Origin of the sequence: Saccharothrix ecbatanensis (genome assembly GCF_014205015.1) — a bacterium.
GTDB lineage: Bacteria > Actinomycetota > Actinomycetes > Mycobacteriales > Pseudonocardiaceae > Actinosynnema > Actinosynnema ecbatanense.
This window is the reverse complement of the sequence record NZ_JACHMO010000001.1, coordinates 3104653-3121337: the sequence shown is the minus strand read 5'-3', so window position 1 is coordinate 3121337 and position 16685 is coordinate 3104653. Positions and strand designations below refer to the sequence as shown.

The window sequence follows — 16685 nt, the reverse complement described above, 5'->3', positions numbered from 1 at the left end:
GTCCGGCGGTTGAGCCGCACGCGACCGGGCCGGTGGTCAGCGCGCCGAACAGGACATTCGGAAAGGACGCCGTTGCATGGCGAAGACGACTGTGTTACGAGACCTGTTGACGGGTCCCTCCCTCGCCCGCATCATCGGCGCGCACAGCCCGCTGAGCGCGAGACTCGGGGCGGAGGCGCAGTTCGACGCCGTGTGGGCCAGTGGTCTGGAGATCTCCGCTGTCGCGGGCGTGCCCGACGCGAACATCCTGTCGATGAGCCAGGTGTTGCAGTCCGCGGCGGACATCGCGGCGGCCGTGCCGGTGCCGGTGCTGGCGGACTGCGACTCCGGCTTCGGCAACGTCAACAACGTGGTCGACATGGTGCAGCGCTATGAACGCGCGGGCATCGCCGGCGTGTGCATCGAGGACAAGCAGTTCCCGAAGCTGAACAGCTTCGTCAGCGGCAACCACGACCTCACGCCCGTTCACGACTTCGTCACGAAGATCATCGCCGCCACGCAGACGCGCGAGGACCCCGACTTCGTGGTGGTGGCGAGGATCGAGGCCTTGATCGCCGGCGCCGGGATGACCGAGGCGCTGAGGCGGGCGGAGGCGTACGCCGCGGCGGGCGCCGACGCGCTGCTGATCCACTCCAAGAAGTCCGGCCCGGACGAGGTCTACGAGTTCCGGAAGCTGTTCGACGGCCCGATCCCGCTCATCGTCGTGCCGACGACCTACAACACCGTCACCACGAAAGACTTGCAGACGGCCGGTTTCGGCGCGGTCATCTACGCCAACCACGCGCTGCGCGGCGCGATCGAGGCGATGCAGCAGGTGCTCGCCCAGATCCACCAGGACGGCACCACCCAGTACGTCGAGTCCCGGATCGCGCCCCTCAAACAGGTTTTCGACCTGCAACGGGTCGACGCGATGCTGGAGAACCAGACGCGGTACGAGAAGCTCGCCGAAGCGAGCCTCGCGCAGCTGGAGGTCTCGGGTCGTCCGCAGGTCACGGCCTGACACCCGACGGTCGGTCCGGTCAGGACAAGTCACATCGGCCGGTGACGCCGTTGGCTCGGCAGTGGTCTTCCTGCTTGGGGTTCTTCCGCCTGGGGTTCTTCCGTCTGGGGGTTACATGAGCTTGGTCGTGATCGGTGCGTCCGCCAACATCGCGCGGGTGGCTCGGACGCTGGGCGAGCCGCTCATCTTCGTGCAGCAGCCGGGCGCCCGGGTGCGGCAGTTCGTCCGGGACGACGTCGACGAGCTGTTCCCCCTGGACTTCCGGGAGGAGTCGGGGCTGGCTCCGTTCGCCGAGCAGATCCTGCGGCCACGCGCGCCGAAGGCGGTCGTGTCGGTGACCGAGCAGGGGCTGGAACCCGCGGCGATCCTGTCCGCGCTGCTCGGCACGCCCGGCACTCCGCTGGACGTGGTCCGCGCGATGCGCGACAAGCTCACGATGCGCCGGGTGCTGGCCGAGCGCGCCGGGCACCTGAACGTCGACTTCGCCGATCCGTCGGACGAGGCCGCCGTGGCGCGGCTGTTCACCGATCACGAACGGGTCATCGTGAAACCGGTGCGGGGCACCGCGAGCGAGAACGTGCGCACCCTGCGTTCGTCCGACGAACTGCGGTCGTGCCCGGATCTGGACCGGTGCCTGCTGGAGGAGTTCGTCGACGGCCCCGAGTTCAGCGTGGAGTCCTTCTCTGCCGGCGGTGAGCACAGCGTGGTGGCCATCGCGGAGAAGGGCACCGAGGGCAACTTCGTGGAAGTCAGCCACGTCGTGCCGCCGGTCGACCTCAAGCCGCGCCAGGTGGACCTGATCGACCGTGCGGTCCGGGACCTGCTGGACGCGCTGGGCCTGCGTGACGGACCCGCGCACACCGAGCTGAAGCTGGTCGGCGACACCGTGCGGATCATCGAGACGCACAACCGGCCGGGCGGGGACGGGATCGCCGACCTGGTGGCGATCACCGCGGGCTTCGACTGGCGGCGCGTCTGCCTGGGCTGGCCGCTGGGCGTCCGCCCGGAGCCCGGAGTGCCGCAGGCCGCAGCCGCCGCGATCACGTTCTTCACCGCCGCACCCGGCAAGGTCGTGCACGTCCAGGAGCCGCGACAGACCTTCCCAGGTGCGGCGGTTCAGGACTGGGCGATCGACGTGGCGGTTGGCGACTCAGTGGACGACTTGCGCAGCTCCCGTGACCGGGTCGGCTGGGCGACGTTGGCGGGGGAGTCGCCCGAGGCCTGCCGTGACGCGACCCAGGCGCTGCGGGGCGAACCCGTCGTGCGCACCGAGGAGGGGGAAGTCCGATGAGGACGCTCCTGGTCAACCGGCACCCCCTGCCCTGGACCGCGGGTCACAGGGGCGACTACCTGCCGGCCGAACCGGCGGACCGCCACCTCATCACCCGGACGTTCGGCGACGGGCTGGCGGGCCACGAACCCGAGGCGTTCCCCAACACGGTGGTGCTGGACATGGACGACCTCGGCCGGGTGGAGGACATCGCCCGGTGGTTGGTCGCGGCACGCGGCATCGAACGGGTCGTCGCGATCCACGAGAAGGACATGCTGCTCGCCGCCCGGATCAGGCAGGCGCACGGCCTGGTGGGCATGGACGTCCCGACCACGCTCCCGTTCCGGGACAAGCTCCTGATGAAGGACACGCTGGCGGCGAACGGGTACAAGGGTCTGCCGAAGTACCGAGGGCTGGAACGGGGTGAGGAGCCGCGGTCCGTGCCGTGGTCCGGTCGCAGCGTGGTCAAGAGCCGCTGGGGCGTGGGCTCGTCACAGGTCCGCATCGTGGACGACCTCGCCCAGGCCGCCCGTGCGGCGCGGGAACTGGAAGGCGACTCCGACGAGCTGGAGATCGAGGAGTTCGTCGAGGGCGTCATGTTCCACTGCGATGCCGCCGTGCACGAGGGGAAGGTCCTGTTCTGCGCGGCGTCGGAGTACATCGCGCCGCCGGGCGACTACCGGCCGGGCGCCGTTGCCGGCAGCGTCCTGCTGGAGGCCGGAGCACTGCGCGACGCGCTCATGCGGGAGAACGAGCAGGTGCTCGGGCTGTTGGGCATGACCACCGGCGTCACCCACGTCGAGTTCTTCCGCCGTCCGTCCGGGGAACTGGTGTTCTGCGAGGCGGCGGCACGTCCCGGCGGCGGTGGCATCGACGACATCGTGTTCCGCGGCTACGGCGTCAACCTCGTCCGCGCGGCGATCGAACTCCAGTCCGGGACGCGTCCTCTGCTGCCGGTGGGCGACTCGCCACCGGACGCCGTGGTCGGCATCGTCGGCGTCTACCACGCCCTCGGTGAGGAAGACGGGCCGGCGACCGGCATCGAGGACGAGATCCCCGGTGTGCTGTCGTACCACTTCTCCCACCCCGCAGTGGCGGGCAAGGTCCGCCACTGCACGGACTACGGCCACAAGGTCGTCCTGTCGGCCGACACCCGCGAGGAGTTCGACGAACTCGCCGACCGGGTCGTCCGACACGTCCGCGGTGATCGGGCCGGCACGCGGGGGAGGTCCAGTGCTGCACCGCGTCGATGAACTGGAGCACCTGCCGGAGCGGTCGCACGCGCGGTTGCTCGGGTTCGCGCGCGAGTTCGAGGCGATCGTCAACAACAACCGGTTCCCCTGCGTCTTCTCCGGACGGCCGTTCACCACGCGGGAGCTCTACTTCGGACTCGTGCCCGGACCGGACGCCGTCGAGGACGGCACGGTCGCGTTGCTCAAGCAGCTGTGCCTGGTCATCCGGGAGGTTCCGGACGCGATCGGCGTGATCTTCGTGGACGGCGTCGAAGGCGGGACGATCACGGAGGACTTCGCGGTCGCCGGGCGGATCGTGCACGCGGTGATGCGGGCGAACGCGGAGGCCCGGCCAGGCGCCGTCCTGCCCCGGCCGGACGACCCCGAGTGGATGCTCTGGCTCGAGGACACCGGGCTGTTCCTGAACTTCAGCTCACCTCGGCACCACGCCAGGCGCAGCCGCAACGTCGGGTCGGCGTTCACCGTCATCGCGCAGGCCCGGGACTCGTTCGACCGGCTGGGCCGTTCGTCGCCCAAGGTCAGGGACGACATCCGCCGCCGCGTCTCCGACTACGACGACGTCGCTCCGCACCCCTGCCTCGGCAACTACGGGGACCCGGACAGCCGCGAGGCGCTCCAGTTCTTCCTGGGTGACGGTGTCGAACCCCTCGATCCGACGGGAGCCCTGCGGCATGGGAGGCAGTGACAACGGGCGCGACCCGCTGCGGGTCGTGATCGCCACGTCGGTGGTGTCGAAGGTCGCGGACTGGCAACTGGGCATCGTGATCCCGCTGGTGATCCTGGCCCACACCGGGTCCGTGGCGATGACCTTGGTCGCGTTCGCGCTGCGCAGCGCGCCTTACGTGGCCTCACCGCTGCTCGGCTCGCTGATCGACCGGTTCGACAAGCGGACCGTGTTCGTCCTCGCCCAGCTCCAGCAGGCGCTGTGCTTGGCGCTGCTCGCGGTGATGCTGTCGAACCCGCTCGCGGTCGCGGTGCTGTTGCTGCTGTCCGGGTTCGGCGGTGTGGTGGTCACCATCACCGGCCAGTTCGTGCTGATCCCGAAGCTCGTGGACAGCGAGCGGCGGGAGACCGCGGTGGCCAGGCTGGCCTCGGCGATCGAACTGGCCAAGGTGGTCGGCCTGCTGCTGGGCGGGCTGGTGTTCTCGACGCTGGGCGCGACGACCGCGTCCTGGTGCATCACCGCGCTCTACGCCGTGGCGGGGCTGATGGCCGTCCGGTTGCCGTCGATCCCGACGCAAGGCCCGCGCACCAGGATCAGGCAGGACCTCGCCGTCGGGTTCCGGTGGCTGGTCCGGCCGGCGATCCTCTGGCTGGTGGTCACGATGGCGCTCGCGAACCTCGCCGTCGGCGAACTGGAGACGGTGCTCGTGACCGTGTTCGGTGACGGCGGCGTCGACGCGCTGGTCATCTCCGTGGTGCTCGCCGCGGGGCTGCTGGTGGGCGCCGCGGGCAGCAGGCTCGGACCGCACCTGTGGCCGTCGGCCACGGTCGAGAAGCGGATCCTGGCCTTCCAGCTCGCGTCCTTCGGGGCGCTGTGCGTCATCGCCCTGCCGTTCACCGTGGCCAAGATCGTCGGGTACACCGCGATCTCGTTCGCGCTCGGGGCCAGCAACGTCGCGTCGATCACGTACCGGCAGAACACGATCCCGGTGGAACTCGCCGGCCGGGTGAACGCCGTGATCCGCATGTTCATCACCGGGGCCATCCCGCTGTCGGGCTTCGTCTACGCGTGGTCCAGCCGGCTGAGCGGCTCCTGGTTCTGGGTGCCGGCCCTGGGCCTGGCCGCCGTCTCGATGGCCGTGTGGGGCTTCTACACGCTCCGGAGCGGGCGGACGGCCGGACTGGACCCGGCCATGCCGTCCCCATGACACCGCAGGGCACGCGCACCGCAGCCGTCCCACAGGAGGAGAAGTCGTGAGCACCACACGCTGGCTTGTGTTCGCCGAGATCGGCACGAGCTTCCGCAACCTGGAGCACCCGTCGTCGCGCGCCATGGCCGCCGTCCGGCTGCCGGCGAACACCGATCCCGCGGGCACCACGGAGTGGCTCCCCTACGAGGAGGTCGTGTCCGACGGGTCGCTGAGGTGGGACGAGCACGGGCAGCCGTGCGCGGCGGAGACCTTCACCGGACCGACGGCCGTGTCGACGTCGTTGCCGTTCGACCGGAGGAGGGGCGATCTGCTGAACCTGGACGCCGCCGCGCCGGGAATGGCGGGCGGTCGTCTCGTCCCGAGCTTCCTGGTGGCCGAAGGACCCGCGGCCGGTGCGCGCACGGTCTACGTGTGCTCGCGCATCCGCGAATCGGGCATGCTGTTCACCCGGATCTGGTCCGGTGACGTCCCGGCCGGCCGGGACGTCGCGTGGACGGTGCGGGAGGCCTGCGAGCGGGAACCGGTGCTGCTGGACAAGTTCTGCGACGAGGGCGGGCAGATGACCCGGTTCGACGCGGACATCGAGATCGAGCTCAAGTTCACCCTGCTCGACGACACCGCGCCGTGGGAGATTGCGCACCGCCTCGCGGTGGCGGTGCAGCGCCGCGGCCTGTCCGGCTTCATCCCCGACCTCGGCAACGAGATGCAGCGGTGGACCTACGAGCAGACGACGTTCGAGGTCACCGCCCCGGCGGACCGGGTGGGTTACGTCGCCTTCATGCAGACCCACGACGGCACCTACGAGGTCAAGTACAAGTACTTCGCCGAGGACAGCCTGCGGCGCATCGAGCGCTGTGTCCCCGGCGTGGTCCTGCGGCCCGAGGAGTTCGCCGACCACGTCCTGGCCACGATCCCCGGCGCGGAGATCCGCCCGTTGCCGCACCTGCGGCGCAGCCGGTTCGACGTGAACGTCGAGTCGGCGTCGACCGGGCACTTCTTCGGCCTGGAGACCGACGAGGTCCAGGCGGGCGGTCGGGTGCTGCGCCAACTGGAGATCGAGTACCACCGGACGCGGGACTGCCACGGCGTGACCGCGGCGACCGTGGAGCCGGAACTGCTCCGGCTGAGCGAGCAGGTCGAGGCATTGCTGGCCGACTGGGGCGTGCGGGCCGAGCGCGGCTACTTCTCCAAGCTGTCCTTCCTCCGTGAGATCGCCGCGACCGAGGCCGTGGACATCTGACGCCTTTCTCGGGTGACCGGAACGGCGAGTGGGGGAGAGGAATGGGTGTGCAGCAGCCGCGTGGCGTGTCCGTGGCCCTGATGGGCATCGACGGCGCCGGGAAGACCTCGCTCGCCGGGCACCTGCGCCGCGCGTTCGAGGGCGTGGGGATCGAGTGCGTCGAGGTGGGCCGCAAGCCGGCGGTCAGGGCGGCGGGAGCGGCGTTCCCCGGTCCGAGCCTGGAACGGCTGTGGCTGGAGTCGTGGCGGTTGCTGTTCGGCGGCGGTCACGCGGACGGACGACCGGTCGACGCCGCGGTGCCGGTGCAGTTCACGCGCATGTCGTCGGACGAGATCGTCGACCAGCTGCCGGAGCACGTGACCGGCGTGCGCCGGAGTGGTCCGCTGGCGTCGTTGTGGACCGAGTACACGATCGACCAGTTGGTCCGGGCGGAGGCGGTGGAGCCGGTGCTGGCCCGGGGCGCGGTCGCCCTGTCGGACGGCTTCGGCTTCAAAGGCGCGGCGAAGGTCCTGGGCATCGCGCGCCGGTTGGTGGACGACACGGTGACGGACGCCGTGCTGGACCGGACGGCGGCGCTGGTGCGGATGGCGTACTCCGATCCGTTCCTGCAACCGGACCTGGGTTTCCTGCTCGACGCGGACCCCGAGCGGTCGTACGGCTGGCGCCTGTCGCAGAGCGGGCGGATGGGCCCGGCGGAGGACCTGTGGCTGGCCGGCCGGTCGGGCGTCGAGTCCTTTGTGGAGTTGCAGCGCTCGGTCGCGGCCGACTTGCGGTCCGCCGCGACGGAGTGGGGCTGGACGGTGCTGCAGGTCGACGGACGTCCGCAGGAGGAGACGGCGACCGAGGCGGTGCGGATCGCCTTGGCGCACCCGCACGTCCAGCGGTGCGCGAACATCCGCCTCGACCTCGCTGAGGAGGGCCTGTGATCGATCACGCCCGGCCGGCCCTGGTGCTGCTCAACCCGGGACCGGCCAACACTTCCGAACGGGTCCGCGGCGCGCTGACCAGGGGAGACCTGTGCCATCGCGAGTCCGAGTTCGGGGACCTGCTCGGCGTCATCCGCGCGGGACTGGTCGAGACGCTGCACCTGGCGGACAGCCACGAGGCCGTGGTGATCTCCGGATCGGGCACGGCGGCGGTGGAGATGAGCCTGCTGTCGGCGGTGCGCCCCGGTCGCTCCGTGCTCGTGCTCGACAACGGCGTCTACGGGGCGCGCATCCGTCGGATGTGCGAGCTGCACGGCCTGCCGGTCCACGTGGTCGAGGCGGACTGGCGTCAACCGATCGACCCCGCGCGCGTCGCGGACGCGCTGGCCGCGCACCCGGACGTCGACGCGGTGGCCGCCGTGATGCACGAGACGAGCAGCGGCCTGGTCAACCCCGTCCGAGAGATCGGCGGGATCGTCGCCGCCACGGACGCGGTCTTAGTGGTCGACGCGATCAGCGCGACCGGGCACGAGGAACCCGACCTGCCGGAGATCCGCGCCGATTTCGTGTGCGGCACGGCGAACAAGGGTCTGCACGGGCTGCCCGGCGCGTCGTTCAGCCTGGTCAGCCGCGACAAGGGGTTGGCCCGACTGCGGGACGTGCCGGCGCGCGGCGTGTACCTGGACATGAGCGGTCACCTGGCCGCGCAACGCGTCGGGGACGTGCTGCACACCCCGGCCATCCCGGCCTATTACGCGCTAGACGAGGCGATCCGCGAGTTCCGCGAGCAGGGCGGCTACCCGGCGCGTGTCGCGGACTACCGAGCCAGAGCCGCGGTGCTGCGCGCGGGGCTGGACCGGCTGGGACTGGAGCTGCCCATCGCCCCGCCCCACCGATCCAACTCCGTGACGACGGCGCGACTGCCCGAGGGGGTGTCGTACCAACGGCTGCACGACGCGCTGAAGGAACGGGGATTCGTCGTCTACGCCGCGCAGGGCGCGCTGTCGTCGGAGTTCTTCCGGGTTTCCAACATGGGCCACTTGTCCCTGGAGACGTTGGAGCGCTTCGTATCCGAACTGGCGGACGTGCTGTCCGCGACCCACACCAGGCAAGTCAGGACCGGGCCGTCGAGCCCTGGCGAACGGAGTTGACCACATGCCCGATGAAGTGGAGACGAAGACGGCCTCGAACCACGCCGGCCTGACGGTGGTTCCCGGCAAGCTCGCGTACTACCAGGAGGAGGAAGGCGACTACTTGGCGACCGGCCTCGCGGCGGCCACGCGGGCGCACGGTGCGGCGATGCCGGAGGTGCTCGCCCAGGTCGCCGTGATGGTGGTCCAGCCCGACGGGATCGCCCGCCGCCAGGTGGACGAGATCCTGTCGTTCCTCGACTCGCACGACTTCGAGCCGTTGTTCGCCGTGCCGTTCCAGCTGACCGTGCCCATGTCGCGGGTGCTGTGGCGGTTCCAGTTCACCGCGATCGGTCCGGACAGCAAGGCGATCGGCGAGGGCGTGTACTGCCACGGCCAGTCGCTGATGCTGGTGCTGAAGGACCGCCGTGCGTCCACGACCCGGCCCGGCAGCAGCCGGCTGGCGGGGATCAAGGGGTCGTCCGACCCGGCCAAGCGCGGTCCGGAGAGCCTGCGGTCCAGGCTCGGCGCGCTCAACCGCATCTTCGGCTGCGTGCACTGCGCGGACGAGCCGCTGGACATCCTGCGCGAGCTGGCGATCCTGTTCACCGAGCCGGTGCTGTCCGAGCTGCACGAACGGCTCGCCCGGACCGTCCGGGACGGCGCGGACGACTGCCGGCCGGAGATCGACAACGTGTACGCGGCCTGTGGCGGGCACGATCTGAACTCCGAGCGGGCGCTGAACCGCCTGCTGAGCGACATCGAGGCCGCGGGCGCGGCGCGTGACGCGGTCGAGCACGCCCGGCAGCTGGTGGACATGGTCGTCACGGCCACGAAGCCCGGTGCGACGCTCGACTGGTTCGCGTTCGTCGACGGGCTGACCGCCCTGGGCATCGACCCGGCGGGCTGGGACCCGCTCCTGGTCGCCGCCGACAACATCGAGTACGAGCTGCCCGGTGCGGTCAAGCTCATCGGCAGTTTCAGCAGTGCGTGACAGGCAGCCGGGCGTCGAGCAGGAAGGGTGGGCCGCCATGACCTCCGACGGTGCGATTCCGCCGGTCGGACCGTTGTCCGTGCGCTTCTCCCAGCGCAGCGCGCTTCGGTCGGAGTGGATCTACGGCGACGGCTACCAGGGTCCGTCGAGCCTCGCGCTCTTCGAGGCGCTCGTGGCCCGGCAGCCGGTGTGGCCGGGGATGGACGTGTTGGAGATCGGCAGCGGCCTGGGTGGCGACGCCTTCCGCCTGTCCACCCGGCACGGTGCGCGCGTGCGGGGCATCGACGCGTCGCCGGACATGACCCGGCTCTGCGTCGAACGCGCCGCGGAGCAGGGGCTGACCGGCGTCGAGTTCCAGACCGGTGACGTGCGCACGATCGACCTCGACGAGTCGTCCGTCGATCTCGTGTGGACCAGGGACTGCTTCATGTACCTGTCCCCGCCGGACAAGCGGCTCGCGTGGTCGCGGCTGCGCGGGGCGCTGCGGCCCGGCGGACGCGTGATGATCACCGACTACTGCCGTGGCGCGGGGGAGTGCTCGCCGGCGTTCGAGGAGATGCACCGGGACAGCGGGTTCCACCTGATCACGCAGGACGACTACGCAGCCGTGCTGGAGTCGGCGGGGTTCACCGACGTCGTGACGGAGAACCGCACCGGTGACCTCACCGCCTCGGAGATCGAGGAGCGCACCCGCATGATCGAGGAGCGGGACGGCTTCCTGACCCGGTTCACGAGTGAGGAGTACGACGGCCTGCTGCGGCGGTGGGACACGAAGATCTCCCTGAGCAGCAACGAAGAACTGACCTGGATGGTCCTCACCGCCCGCGCGTGACCTCACGTCCGACTGTTGATCAGCGGAGGTCGTCGCACGGCGTCGCGTCGGCGTCGTCGGCGGCCCCCGCCTTCCACCGCACGTCGCCGAACGACGCCTCGAACGTGCCCGCGGTCACGACGAGGAACGGGGTGTTGACCTTGGCGGCGTTCAGCCCGGCGTCGGTGAAGCACCGGACCGGGATCTTGAGCGTCCGCTTCTGGCCGGGCTTGATCGCCCGGAACACCGAACTGGCGTCGAGTTCGGCCGCGCACGGGAACACGCAGTGCACGGCCAAGGCGGTGCGTGCGGTCGGCGGGCGGTGGACCACAACGTCCACCACCAGCGCGCTGTCGGCCACGTACGGGCGCAGGTCGCTGCTACCCGCGTTGCGCTGCACGTAGAACTGGGCCGGCCCGACGCCGCTCCACGAGACCCGGATCGCCTTCGCGCCGTCCGGGGCCGCCGAGATCGAGCCGTTGGACGCCGCCCGGCCCGCGCCGAGCGCGGTACTGGCCCAGCCGTCCTCGGCGGCGCCGAGCAGGCCGGTGTACGGGCCGACATCGCGACCGGTGAACACTTCGAGGTCCGGCAAGGCGACTGCCGCGGACCTCGACAGCGAGGACTGCGGGGGCGCGCTCGACGTCGAGCCACCCGCGTCGCCGGTGTCGGAGCCGCCGGTCAGAACCGCCGTCGTGGCCACCACCACGGCCGCGGCGGCGCCAACCGCCGGCAGCAGCCACTTCGGCCGGCGACCGGTGGACGTTGCCGAGGGGACGGCGTCGGGCGTTACGTTGGCGGGGGCGGTCTGGGGCGACGGCACGGTGATCGCCGCCTGGGCGAGCGCCGCCGCGCCGAGCGCCACCGTGAACTTGGGGTGCAGGCTCACCCGCACCGGCTTGCCGAACGTGGCCGAAACCATCTGCGGCACCAGCGGGATGCGCGACGAGCCACCGGCCATGAGCACACCCGCGAGGTCGGTCGGCCGCAGCCCCGCCGAGGTGATCGTGCGGTGCAGCGCCTCCGTCGTGAGCGCCACCGACGGCCGGATCATGTCGTTGAACTCCACCCGCGTGACGTTCACCTCGCGCGGCCCGCCCGGGAGCGGCAGGCGGAGCGTCACGTCGGGCTCGACCGACAGGTCTTCCTTGGCGCGCACGCACAGCGCGCGGATCGTGGCGAGCGCAGTCGCGGCTTCCGGGTCGGCCGGGTCCAGCGCGTCGATCGCGCCGTCGAGCCGTGAGTCGACGTGCGCCAGCAGCGCCTCGTCGAAGTCCATGCCGCCGAGCCGTTCGATGCCCTCCGGCGTGCCCAGGATCTCCATGCCACCGGGACGGGCGCGCAGGATCGTGGCGTCGAACGTGCCGCCGCCGAGGTCGTAGACCGCCACCAGCTCACCGTCGCCGAGCCGCCGTTCGACCGAGTAGTGCATCGCGGCGGCTTCGGGCTCGGTGACCATGCGGACGCCGGAGATGCCCGCCAGGCGCGGCACTTCGTCGAAGTGCTCGCGCCGGTACGGGCCCCACACCGCCGGGCACGTCAGCACGACGGCTTCCGGCAGCGTGCCCTCCATCGCGGTGAGGTCGGACACCAGGTCGCGCAACTGCGCGGCGAGCAGAGCGGCGGGGGAGTAGGCGGTGCCGCCGATCACCAGCGGGGTGGGGTCGCCGAGCCGGCGCTTGTGCCCCCGGGACACCCTCGTCGGATCGGTGGCCCCGGCGGCCTCCGCGGTGGCGCCCGTCAGCAGCGTGCCGTCCGGCCGCGCGAACGCCACCGAGGGCGTCACGATGTCCGGGCCGAGCGGCACCATCCGCGTTCCGGTGTGCCCGCACACGGCCGCGGCGGTGAACGTTGTCCCGAGATCGACACCCAAGCCGTATCCCACGTCGGACACTCCCCTCGAAGGTCACCTGGCGGTCCCGCAGCCATGGAAGCACCGAGCGAGCACCGCGCAGGTGGTACGGATGTCCGTCCTGCCCCTTCGGTCGGCGACCTTGCCCGTTCTGCCCAGATGTCGGTGTCGAGGCCGCCACTGGCAACCGCGGGATCGAACGCGCGCGATCCGCGGACTCTGAGGTTCTTGAGCCGCCCGAGCAGCCATGTTAGCGTTAACATGGTCCCCACTTCGTTCGGGGATGGTCCACGCCCTCCAACGTCGAAGGGTTCAACCATGATCCGCAGAAGGAAGGGCTTACTCGCCGCTGCCTTGGCCTTGGCGACTGCCTCGGTGCTGGCGCCGGTGAGCGGCACCGGTGCGCAGGCCGCCTCGGGTTCGTTGCGCTCCGGGAACCACGAGCTGGTGCTCACCACCGGCCCGACCACTCAATCGGTGGTGGTGCGGGACGTGGCCAGTGGCGCGTCGGTGCTGGCCGAGCAGCAGCCGATGCAGGTGATCGTCAAGAACGGCGAGACGCCCACGGACGCCAACGGGCAGTACGCGTCGGTCGTGCTGGAAGGCACGCGGTTGGTCGGCGCCGGTGACGTGCGCAGCCGCAACGGCAGCGTGTTCAGGTTCAGGGACAGCTACGAGGCCGCGCCGGGCGGTGGGTTCAGTGTGACCCGGACCGTCGCGGTGGTCACCGCCAACGCGGCCGACCAGGGCTTCAACTCCCGGTTCACGATCGGTGCCGCGGCTCCGCGACCGTTGCAGGACTACCAGTTCCTGGCGCCGGGGGTGATGTACGACCGCAACCGCACCGTGCCGGCGGGGGCGTTGGGCAGCAACCTCAACGACAACTACCTGTACTTCCGCGAGATGCGGATGCCGTTGCCGTTCGTGATGATGCACGACCCGGGCAGCGGTCTGGACGTGAGTCTCGCCCACCAGAACCCGCGTGCGGCGTCACCGGTGGACGAGGGCAGCGGGGCCTGGTTGGTCAACGGCGGGATCACGCACGCCGCGTTGGGCGCGCAGCGGGTCCCGTCGAGCAAGCTGGCGATCGTCTACCCCGGTATGGAGGGGGAGAAGAACTACGTCAACCGGGGCGCGGCGTGGGTGCGGCGCAGCAACCCGGTGACGGTCGGGCACACGCAGAGCTACCAGTTCCGCATCCGGGCGCACAAGACCGCGGACTTCGGCGCGGCGGTGCGCGATTCGTGGCGCTACCACTGGGACATGAGCAACCCGGAGATCACCAAGGTCCCGGTCCAGCAGGTCTACCGGTCCTCTGTGGACGTGCTGGCGTCGTACCAGGGGAATTGGGGTGGGGCGCCGGGGTTGCCGTTCAGCGTGTGGATGGACGGCAACGTGCGCGAGGTCAGTTATCAGATGGGGTTCGTCGGTCAGCAGATACCGGCGGCCTACCTGATGCTGCGCGACGGGCTGCTCAACAACCGCCCGGACCACGCGACCAAGGGGCGGCAGATCCTGGACTTCTGGGCGGCGAACTCGTCGGCGCCGTCGGGTCTGCCCAGGACGTGGTACGACGTGAACCCGCCGGGGTGGCGCAGCTTCTACCCGACCTACCTGCGCATCGCCACCGATGGCTTGGAGGGCGTCCTCAAGGCCGCCCGGTTCATGCGAGGCCGCGGCACGCCGGTCGCGTCCTGGGAGTCCTACGCCCGCCGCTTCGGCGACTGGCTGGTCGCCAACCAGAACGCGGACGGGTCCTACTACCGGTCGTACAACCTCGCGGGCACCGCGCCGGACAACCAGGCCAAGTACAACACCCACAACGCGATCCCGTTCCTGATGGAGCTGACCGCCTACACCGGTGACACCCGGTACCGCACGGCGGCGTTGCGGGCGGCGGAGTTCGCGTGGCAGACCGTGCACCTGCCCTCGGCCTACGTGGGTGGCACGCCGGACAACCCGAACGTGACCGACAAGGAGGCCGCCTCGCTGGCGTTGCGGGCGTTCCTGTCGGCCTACGACCACACCCGCGACCAGCGGTGGTTGCAGGCGGCGCAGCGGGCCGCGGACTTCGCCGAGACCTGGCAGTTCGCCTGGAACTACTCGGTGGCCTCCAGCCGCCCGGCCTACGCGAAGTACGGCGTGCGGGGCCAGAGCGTCATCGCGACCGGGCACTCGGCGATGGACACCTGGCAGTCCGGGATGCTGTTCGACTTCTACCGCCTCTACCGTGCCACCAACGACAACCACTACCTGCAACAGGCACGGCTGCTCGCCAACAACACCAAGCTGACCACCCAGTACCCCGGCAACCCGCTCGGCTACGGCCGGGACGGCCTGGTGGAGGAGGCCATCGGCCTGGCCGACCTGCGCTACGGCGGGGTCGACCTCTGGCTGCCGTGGAACTCCGTCGCGCACGCCGAATCCCTGGCGATGTTGCAGGACACCTACGGCAACATGGACATCGACGTCCTGTCGGGCAACCCGGTGCCCGACCCCACGGTGAAGCGCATCCGCAACCAGCACAGCAACCTCTGCCTGGACGACTACAACGCCGTCACCACACCAGGCGCCGAGGTCCGGCAGTGGACCTGCAACGGCCTGCCCGTCCAGGACTGGACCCTGACCCCGGTCGGTGATGGCTACTACGAGGTCCGCAACGGCCACAGCGACCTGTGCCTGGACAACAAGGACTTCGCGACCGCGCCCGGAGCCGTGGTCCACCAGTGGACGTGCAACAACCTGCCCGTCCAGCACTGGCGGCTGACCACCACCAGCGGCGTCACCACCCTGGTCAACCGGCACAGCGGTCTCTGCCTGGACAACTACAACTGGGGCACCGCACCAGGCGCCGAGGTCCGGCAGTGGACCTGCAACGGCCTCACCGCGCAGGACTGGAGCATTGCCTAAGGATCGAGGTCGCGGACGTTGCGTGAAGCCGTTAAGGACCAAATGCAACGAAAGGGGGCACTGGCGCATTAGGGATGCGAAAACGAGGTCAGGTCGATGATCGGGAGTGGCCGATGGAGTTCGCCGAGTACGTGGCAAGGCAGCGTCCCGCGCTGATGCGGTTCGCCACAATCCTGACCTGCCGGACGTGGCTGGCCGAGGACCTGGTGAGCGACGTGTTGGGCCGGGCGTTCGAGCGCTGGGAACGGATCTCGGTGATGGCCGAGCCGCACGCCTACGTGCGGCGGATGGTCGTCAACGAGTACCTGTCCTGGCGCAGAAGGCTGACCCGCACGTCTCCGCGCGCCGAGGTCGAACCGATGGTGATCTCCGACGGCGCGGACGAGCGGGCCGAGCGGGACGCGATGATCGGCCGCCTGGCCGGCCTGCCCAGGAAGCAGCGCGCGGCCGTGGTCCTGCGCTACTACGCGGGACTGTCCGACAGGGAGATCGCCACACAACTGGGGTGCCGGGAACCGACCGTGCGCAGCCAGATCCACCGGGCGCTCAACGCTCTGCGCATCGACCTCGCCGCCACCGCCCCCAACTTCCAGGAGACCTCATGAGTGACCTGCGCACCCTCCACGATGCCTTCGCCGAGTTGGAGCGGCGCGCCGACGCCGCGGCCGTGGGTACTGCCCCGGTCGTGCGGCCGCGGCGGGCAGTGCGGCTGGTACCCGTCGCGGCCACCGTCGTCGCGGTGGCGGGCCTGGTCGCGGGTGCGGTGTGGCTGGTGCCGGGCGACTCCGGCACGCACGCCGCCGACTCGTCGACCACCTCGTCGTCGGCCGCACCATCCACGACCACGGCGGGCAGCCTGGCCCACGCCTCGCCGGATGACCTGATCGCCCGGTTCAGGGTGGTGCTCGGCGACACCGCGACGTTCGAGGTGACCGACAAGGTCGCCCTGTCAGGGGCTTCCCCGTCGTCAGGGGCTTCCCCGTCGAAGCACCCGGAGACAGGACCGGTCACCACAGAACGGCTGGATATCCCGGACGGCACCAACCCGCTGATTGTCGGGACTCTGACCTCCGCAGGCGTCACCGGGAGCTTCGGCCTGTCGATCCCCTCCAGCGATTCCGGGCCCGAGGAGTGGTGCAGCCTTTTCCGCACGGAGGACTGCGATGTCAGCACGCTGCCCGACGGCTCCCGGCTGGCGACCGCGACCGGGCAGGCGGCTCCCGGCGCGGTGTCGCACGTGGCGTGCGTCAAGCGGCCGGACGGGACGATGGTCCTCCTGAACGTCAGCAACCAGGAGGACCCCCTGGGCGCTGCGATCGAGTCGCCGGGCGGTCGGATCTACGCGCCGCACCCGCCGCTGACCCTCGACCAGCTAAAGGCGATCGTCACGTCCGACAAGTGGTGACGAGGTTCGTGATGGCCGGC

The 16685-nt window shown here is 70.5% G+C and carries 14 protein-coding genes; 13 read left to right on the top strand and 1 reads right to left on the bottom strand.

The window, feature by feature from the left end; genetic code table 11:
- The first annotated feature begins 76 nt into the window (after positions 1-76).
- The 10 genes from aepX to F4560_RS13345 all read left to right on the top strand — a co-directional run bounded on the left by aepX (position 77) and on the right by F4560_RS13345 (position 10519).
- The gene (gene aepX / locus F4560_RS13390; RefSeq protein WP_184919983.1) at positions 77-1000 is read left to right on the top strand and encodes a phosphoenolpyruvate mutase; all 924 of its coding nucleotides are present in this window, start codon (positions 77-79) and stop codon (positions 998-1000) included.
- A gap of 115 nt (positions 1001-1115) precedes the next feature.
- The gene (locus F4560_RS13385) at positions 1116-2291 is read left to right on the top strand and encodes an ATP-grasp domain-containing protein (protein ID WP_184919981.1); all 1176 of its coding nucleotides are present in this window, start codon (positions 1116-1118) and stop codon (positions 2289-2291) included.
- Complete coding sequence (locus F4560_RS13380; protein WP_184919979.1) at positions 2288-3523, top strand: ATP-grasp domain-containing protein; 1236 nt, start codon at positions 2288-2290, stop codon at positions 3521-3523. The genes F4560_RS13385 and F4560_RS13380 overlap by 4 nt, the downstream gene beginning before the upstream one ends.
- On the top strand, positions 3504-4208 hold the full coding sequence (locus F4560_RS13375; RefSeq protein WP_184919977.1) for a YqcI/YcgG family protein: 705 nt from the start codon (positions 3504-3506) through the stop codon (positions 4206-4208). Before F4560_RS13380 ends, F4560_RS13375 begins: the two co-directional genes overlap by 20 nt.
- Positions 4195-5394, top strand: a complete 1200-nt coding sequence (locus F4560_RS13370) for an MFS transporter (protein WP_184919975.1) — start codon at positions 4195-4197, stop codon at positions 5392-5394. Before F4560_RS13375 ends, F4560_RS13370 begins: the two co-directional genes overlap by 14 nt.
- 46 nt (positions 5395-5440) lie before the next feature.
- A complete protein-coding gene (locus F4560_RS13365; RefSeq protein ID WP_184919973.1) occupies positions 5441-6637 on the top strand; it encodes a hypothetical protein in 1197 nt (398 codons plus the stop codon).
- A 47-nt stretch (positions 6638-6684) separates the two neighbouring features.
- A complete protein-coding gene (locus F4560_RS13360) occupies positions 6685-7563 on the top strand; it encodes a nucleoside/nucleotide kinase family protein (RefSeq protein ID WP_184919971.1) in 879 nt (292 codons plus the stop codon).
- Entirely contained in the window at positions 7560-8714 is a 1155-nt protein-coding gene (locus F4560_RS13355; RefSeq protein ID WP_184919969.1) for a pyridoxal-phosphate-dependent aminotransferase family protein, read from the top strand. Before F4560_RS13360 ends, F4560_RS13355 begins: the two co-directional genes overlap by 4 nt.
- A 4-nt stretch (positions 8715-8718) precedes the next feature.
- Complete coding sequence (locus tag F4560_RS13350; RefSeq protein ID WP_184919967.1) at positions 8719-9687, top strand: nucleoside-diphosphate kinase; 969 nt, start codon at positions 8719-8721, stop codon at positions 9685-9687.
- Positions 9688-9724: 37 nt separating this feature from the next.
- Complete coding sequence (locus F4560_RS13345; protein ID WP_184919965.1) at positions 9725-10519, top strand: methyltransferase domain-containing protein; 795 nt, start codon at positions 9725-9727, stop codon at positions 10517-10519.
- A gap of 19 nt (positions 10520-10538) precedes the next feature.
- Here F4560_RS13345 and F4560_RS13340 read toward each other — a convergent pair whose 3' ends face one another.
- Positions 10539-12392: an Hsp70 family protein gene (locus F4560_RS13340; protein WP_312869296.1), complete on the bottom strand. Its 1854-nt coding sequence runs from the start codon at positions 12390-12392 to the stop codon at positions 10539-10541.
- Positions 12393-12668: 276 nt separating this feature from the next.
- On the opposite strand from F4560_RS13340, the gene F4560_RS13335 reads away from it, so the two are divergent.
- From F4560_RS13335 to F4560_RS13325, 3 genes are all read left to right on the top strand, one after another.
- A complete protein-coding gene (locus F4560_RS13335; RefSeq protein WP_184919963.1) occupies positions 12669-15260 on the top strand; it encodes an RICIN domain-containing protein in 2592 nt (863 codons plus the stop codon).
- A gap of 113 nt (positions 15261-15373) precedes the next feature.
- Complete coding sequence (locus tag F4560_RS13330; RefSeq protein WP_184919961.1) at positions 15374-15865, top strand: SigE family RNA polymerase sigma factor; 492 nt, start codon at positions 15374-15376, stop codon at positions 15863-15865.
- Positions 15862-16665: a hypothetical protein gene (locus F4560_RS13325; RefSeq protein ID WP_184919959.1), complete on the top strand. Its 804-nt coding sequence runs from the start codon at positions 15862-15864 to the stop codon at positions 16663-16665. Before F4560_RS13330 ends, F4560_RS13325 begins: the two co-directional genes overlap by 4 nt.
- Positions 16666-16685: the final 20 nt, after the last annotated feature.

Bases quoted from the DNA above. Each gene is read 5' to 3' on its own strand.
- aepX (WP_184919983.1), top strand. From the start codon at position 77: ATGGCGAAGACGACTGTGTTACGAGACCTGTTGACGGGTCCCTCCCTC.
- F4560_RS13350 (WP_184919967.1), top strand. From the start codon at position 8,719: ATGCCCGATGAAGTGGAGACGAAGACGGCCTCGAACCACGCCGGCCTG.
- F4560_RS13325 (WP_184919959.1), top strand. From the start codon at position 15,862: ATGAGTGACCTGCGCACCCTCCACGATGCCTTCGCCGAGTTGGAGCGG.
- F4560_RS13335 (WP_184919963.1), top strand. From the start codon at position 12,669: ATGATCCGCAGAAGGAAGGGCTTACTCGCCGCTGCCTTGGCCTTGGCG.
- F4560_RS13330 (WP_184919961.1), top strand. From the start codon at position 15,374: ATGGAGTTCGCCGAGTACGTGGCAAGGCAGCGTCCCGCGCTGATGCGG.
- F4560_RS13370 (WP_184919975.1), top strand. From the start codon at position 4,195: ATGGGAGGCAGTGACAACGGGCGCGACCCGCTGCGGGTCGTGATCGCC.
- F4560_RS13385 (WP_184919981.1), top strand. From the start codon at position 1,116: ATGAGCTTGGTCGTGATCGGTGCGTCCGCCAACATCGCGCGGGTGGCT.
- F4560_RS13380 (WP_184919979.1), top strand. From the start codon at position 2,288: ATGAGGACGCTCCTGGTCAACCGGCACCCCCTGCCCTGGACCGCGGGT.
- F4560_RS13345 (WP_184919965.1), top strand. From the start codon at position 9,725: ATGACCTCCGACGGTGCGATTCCGCCGGTCGGACCGTTGTCCGTGCGC.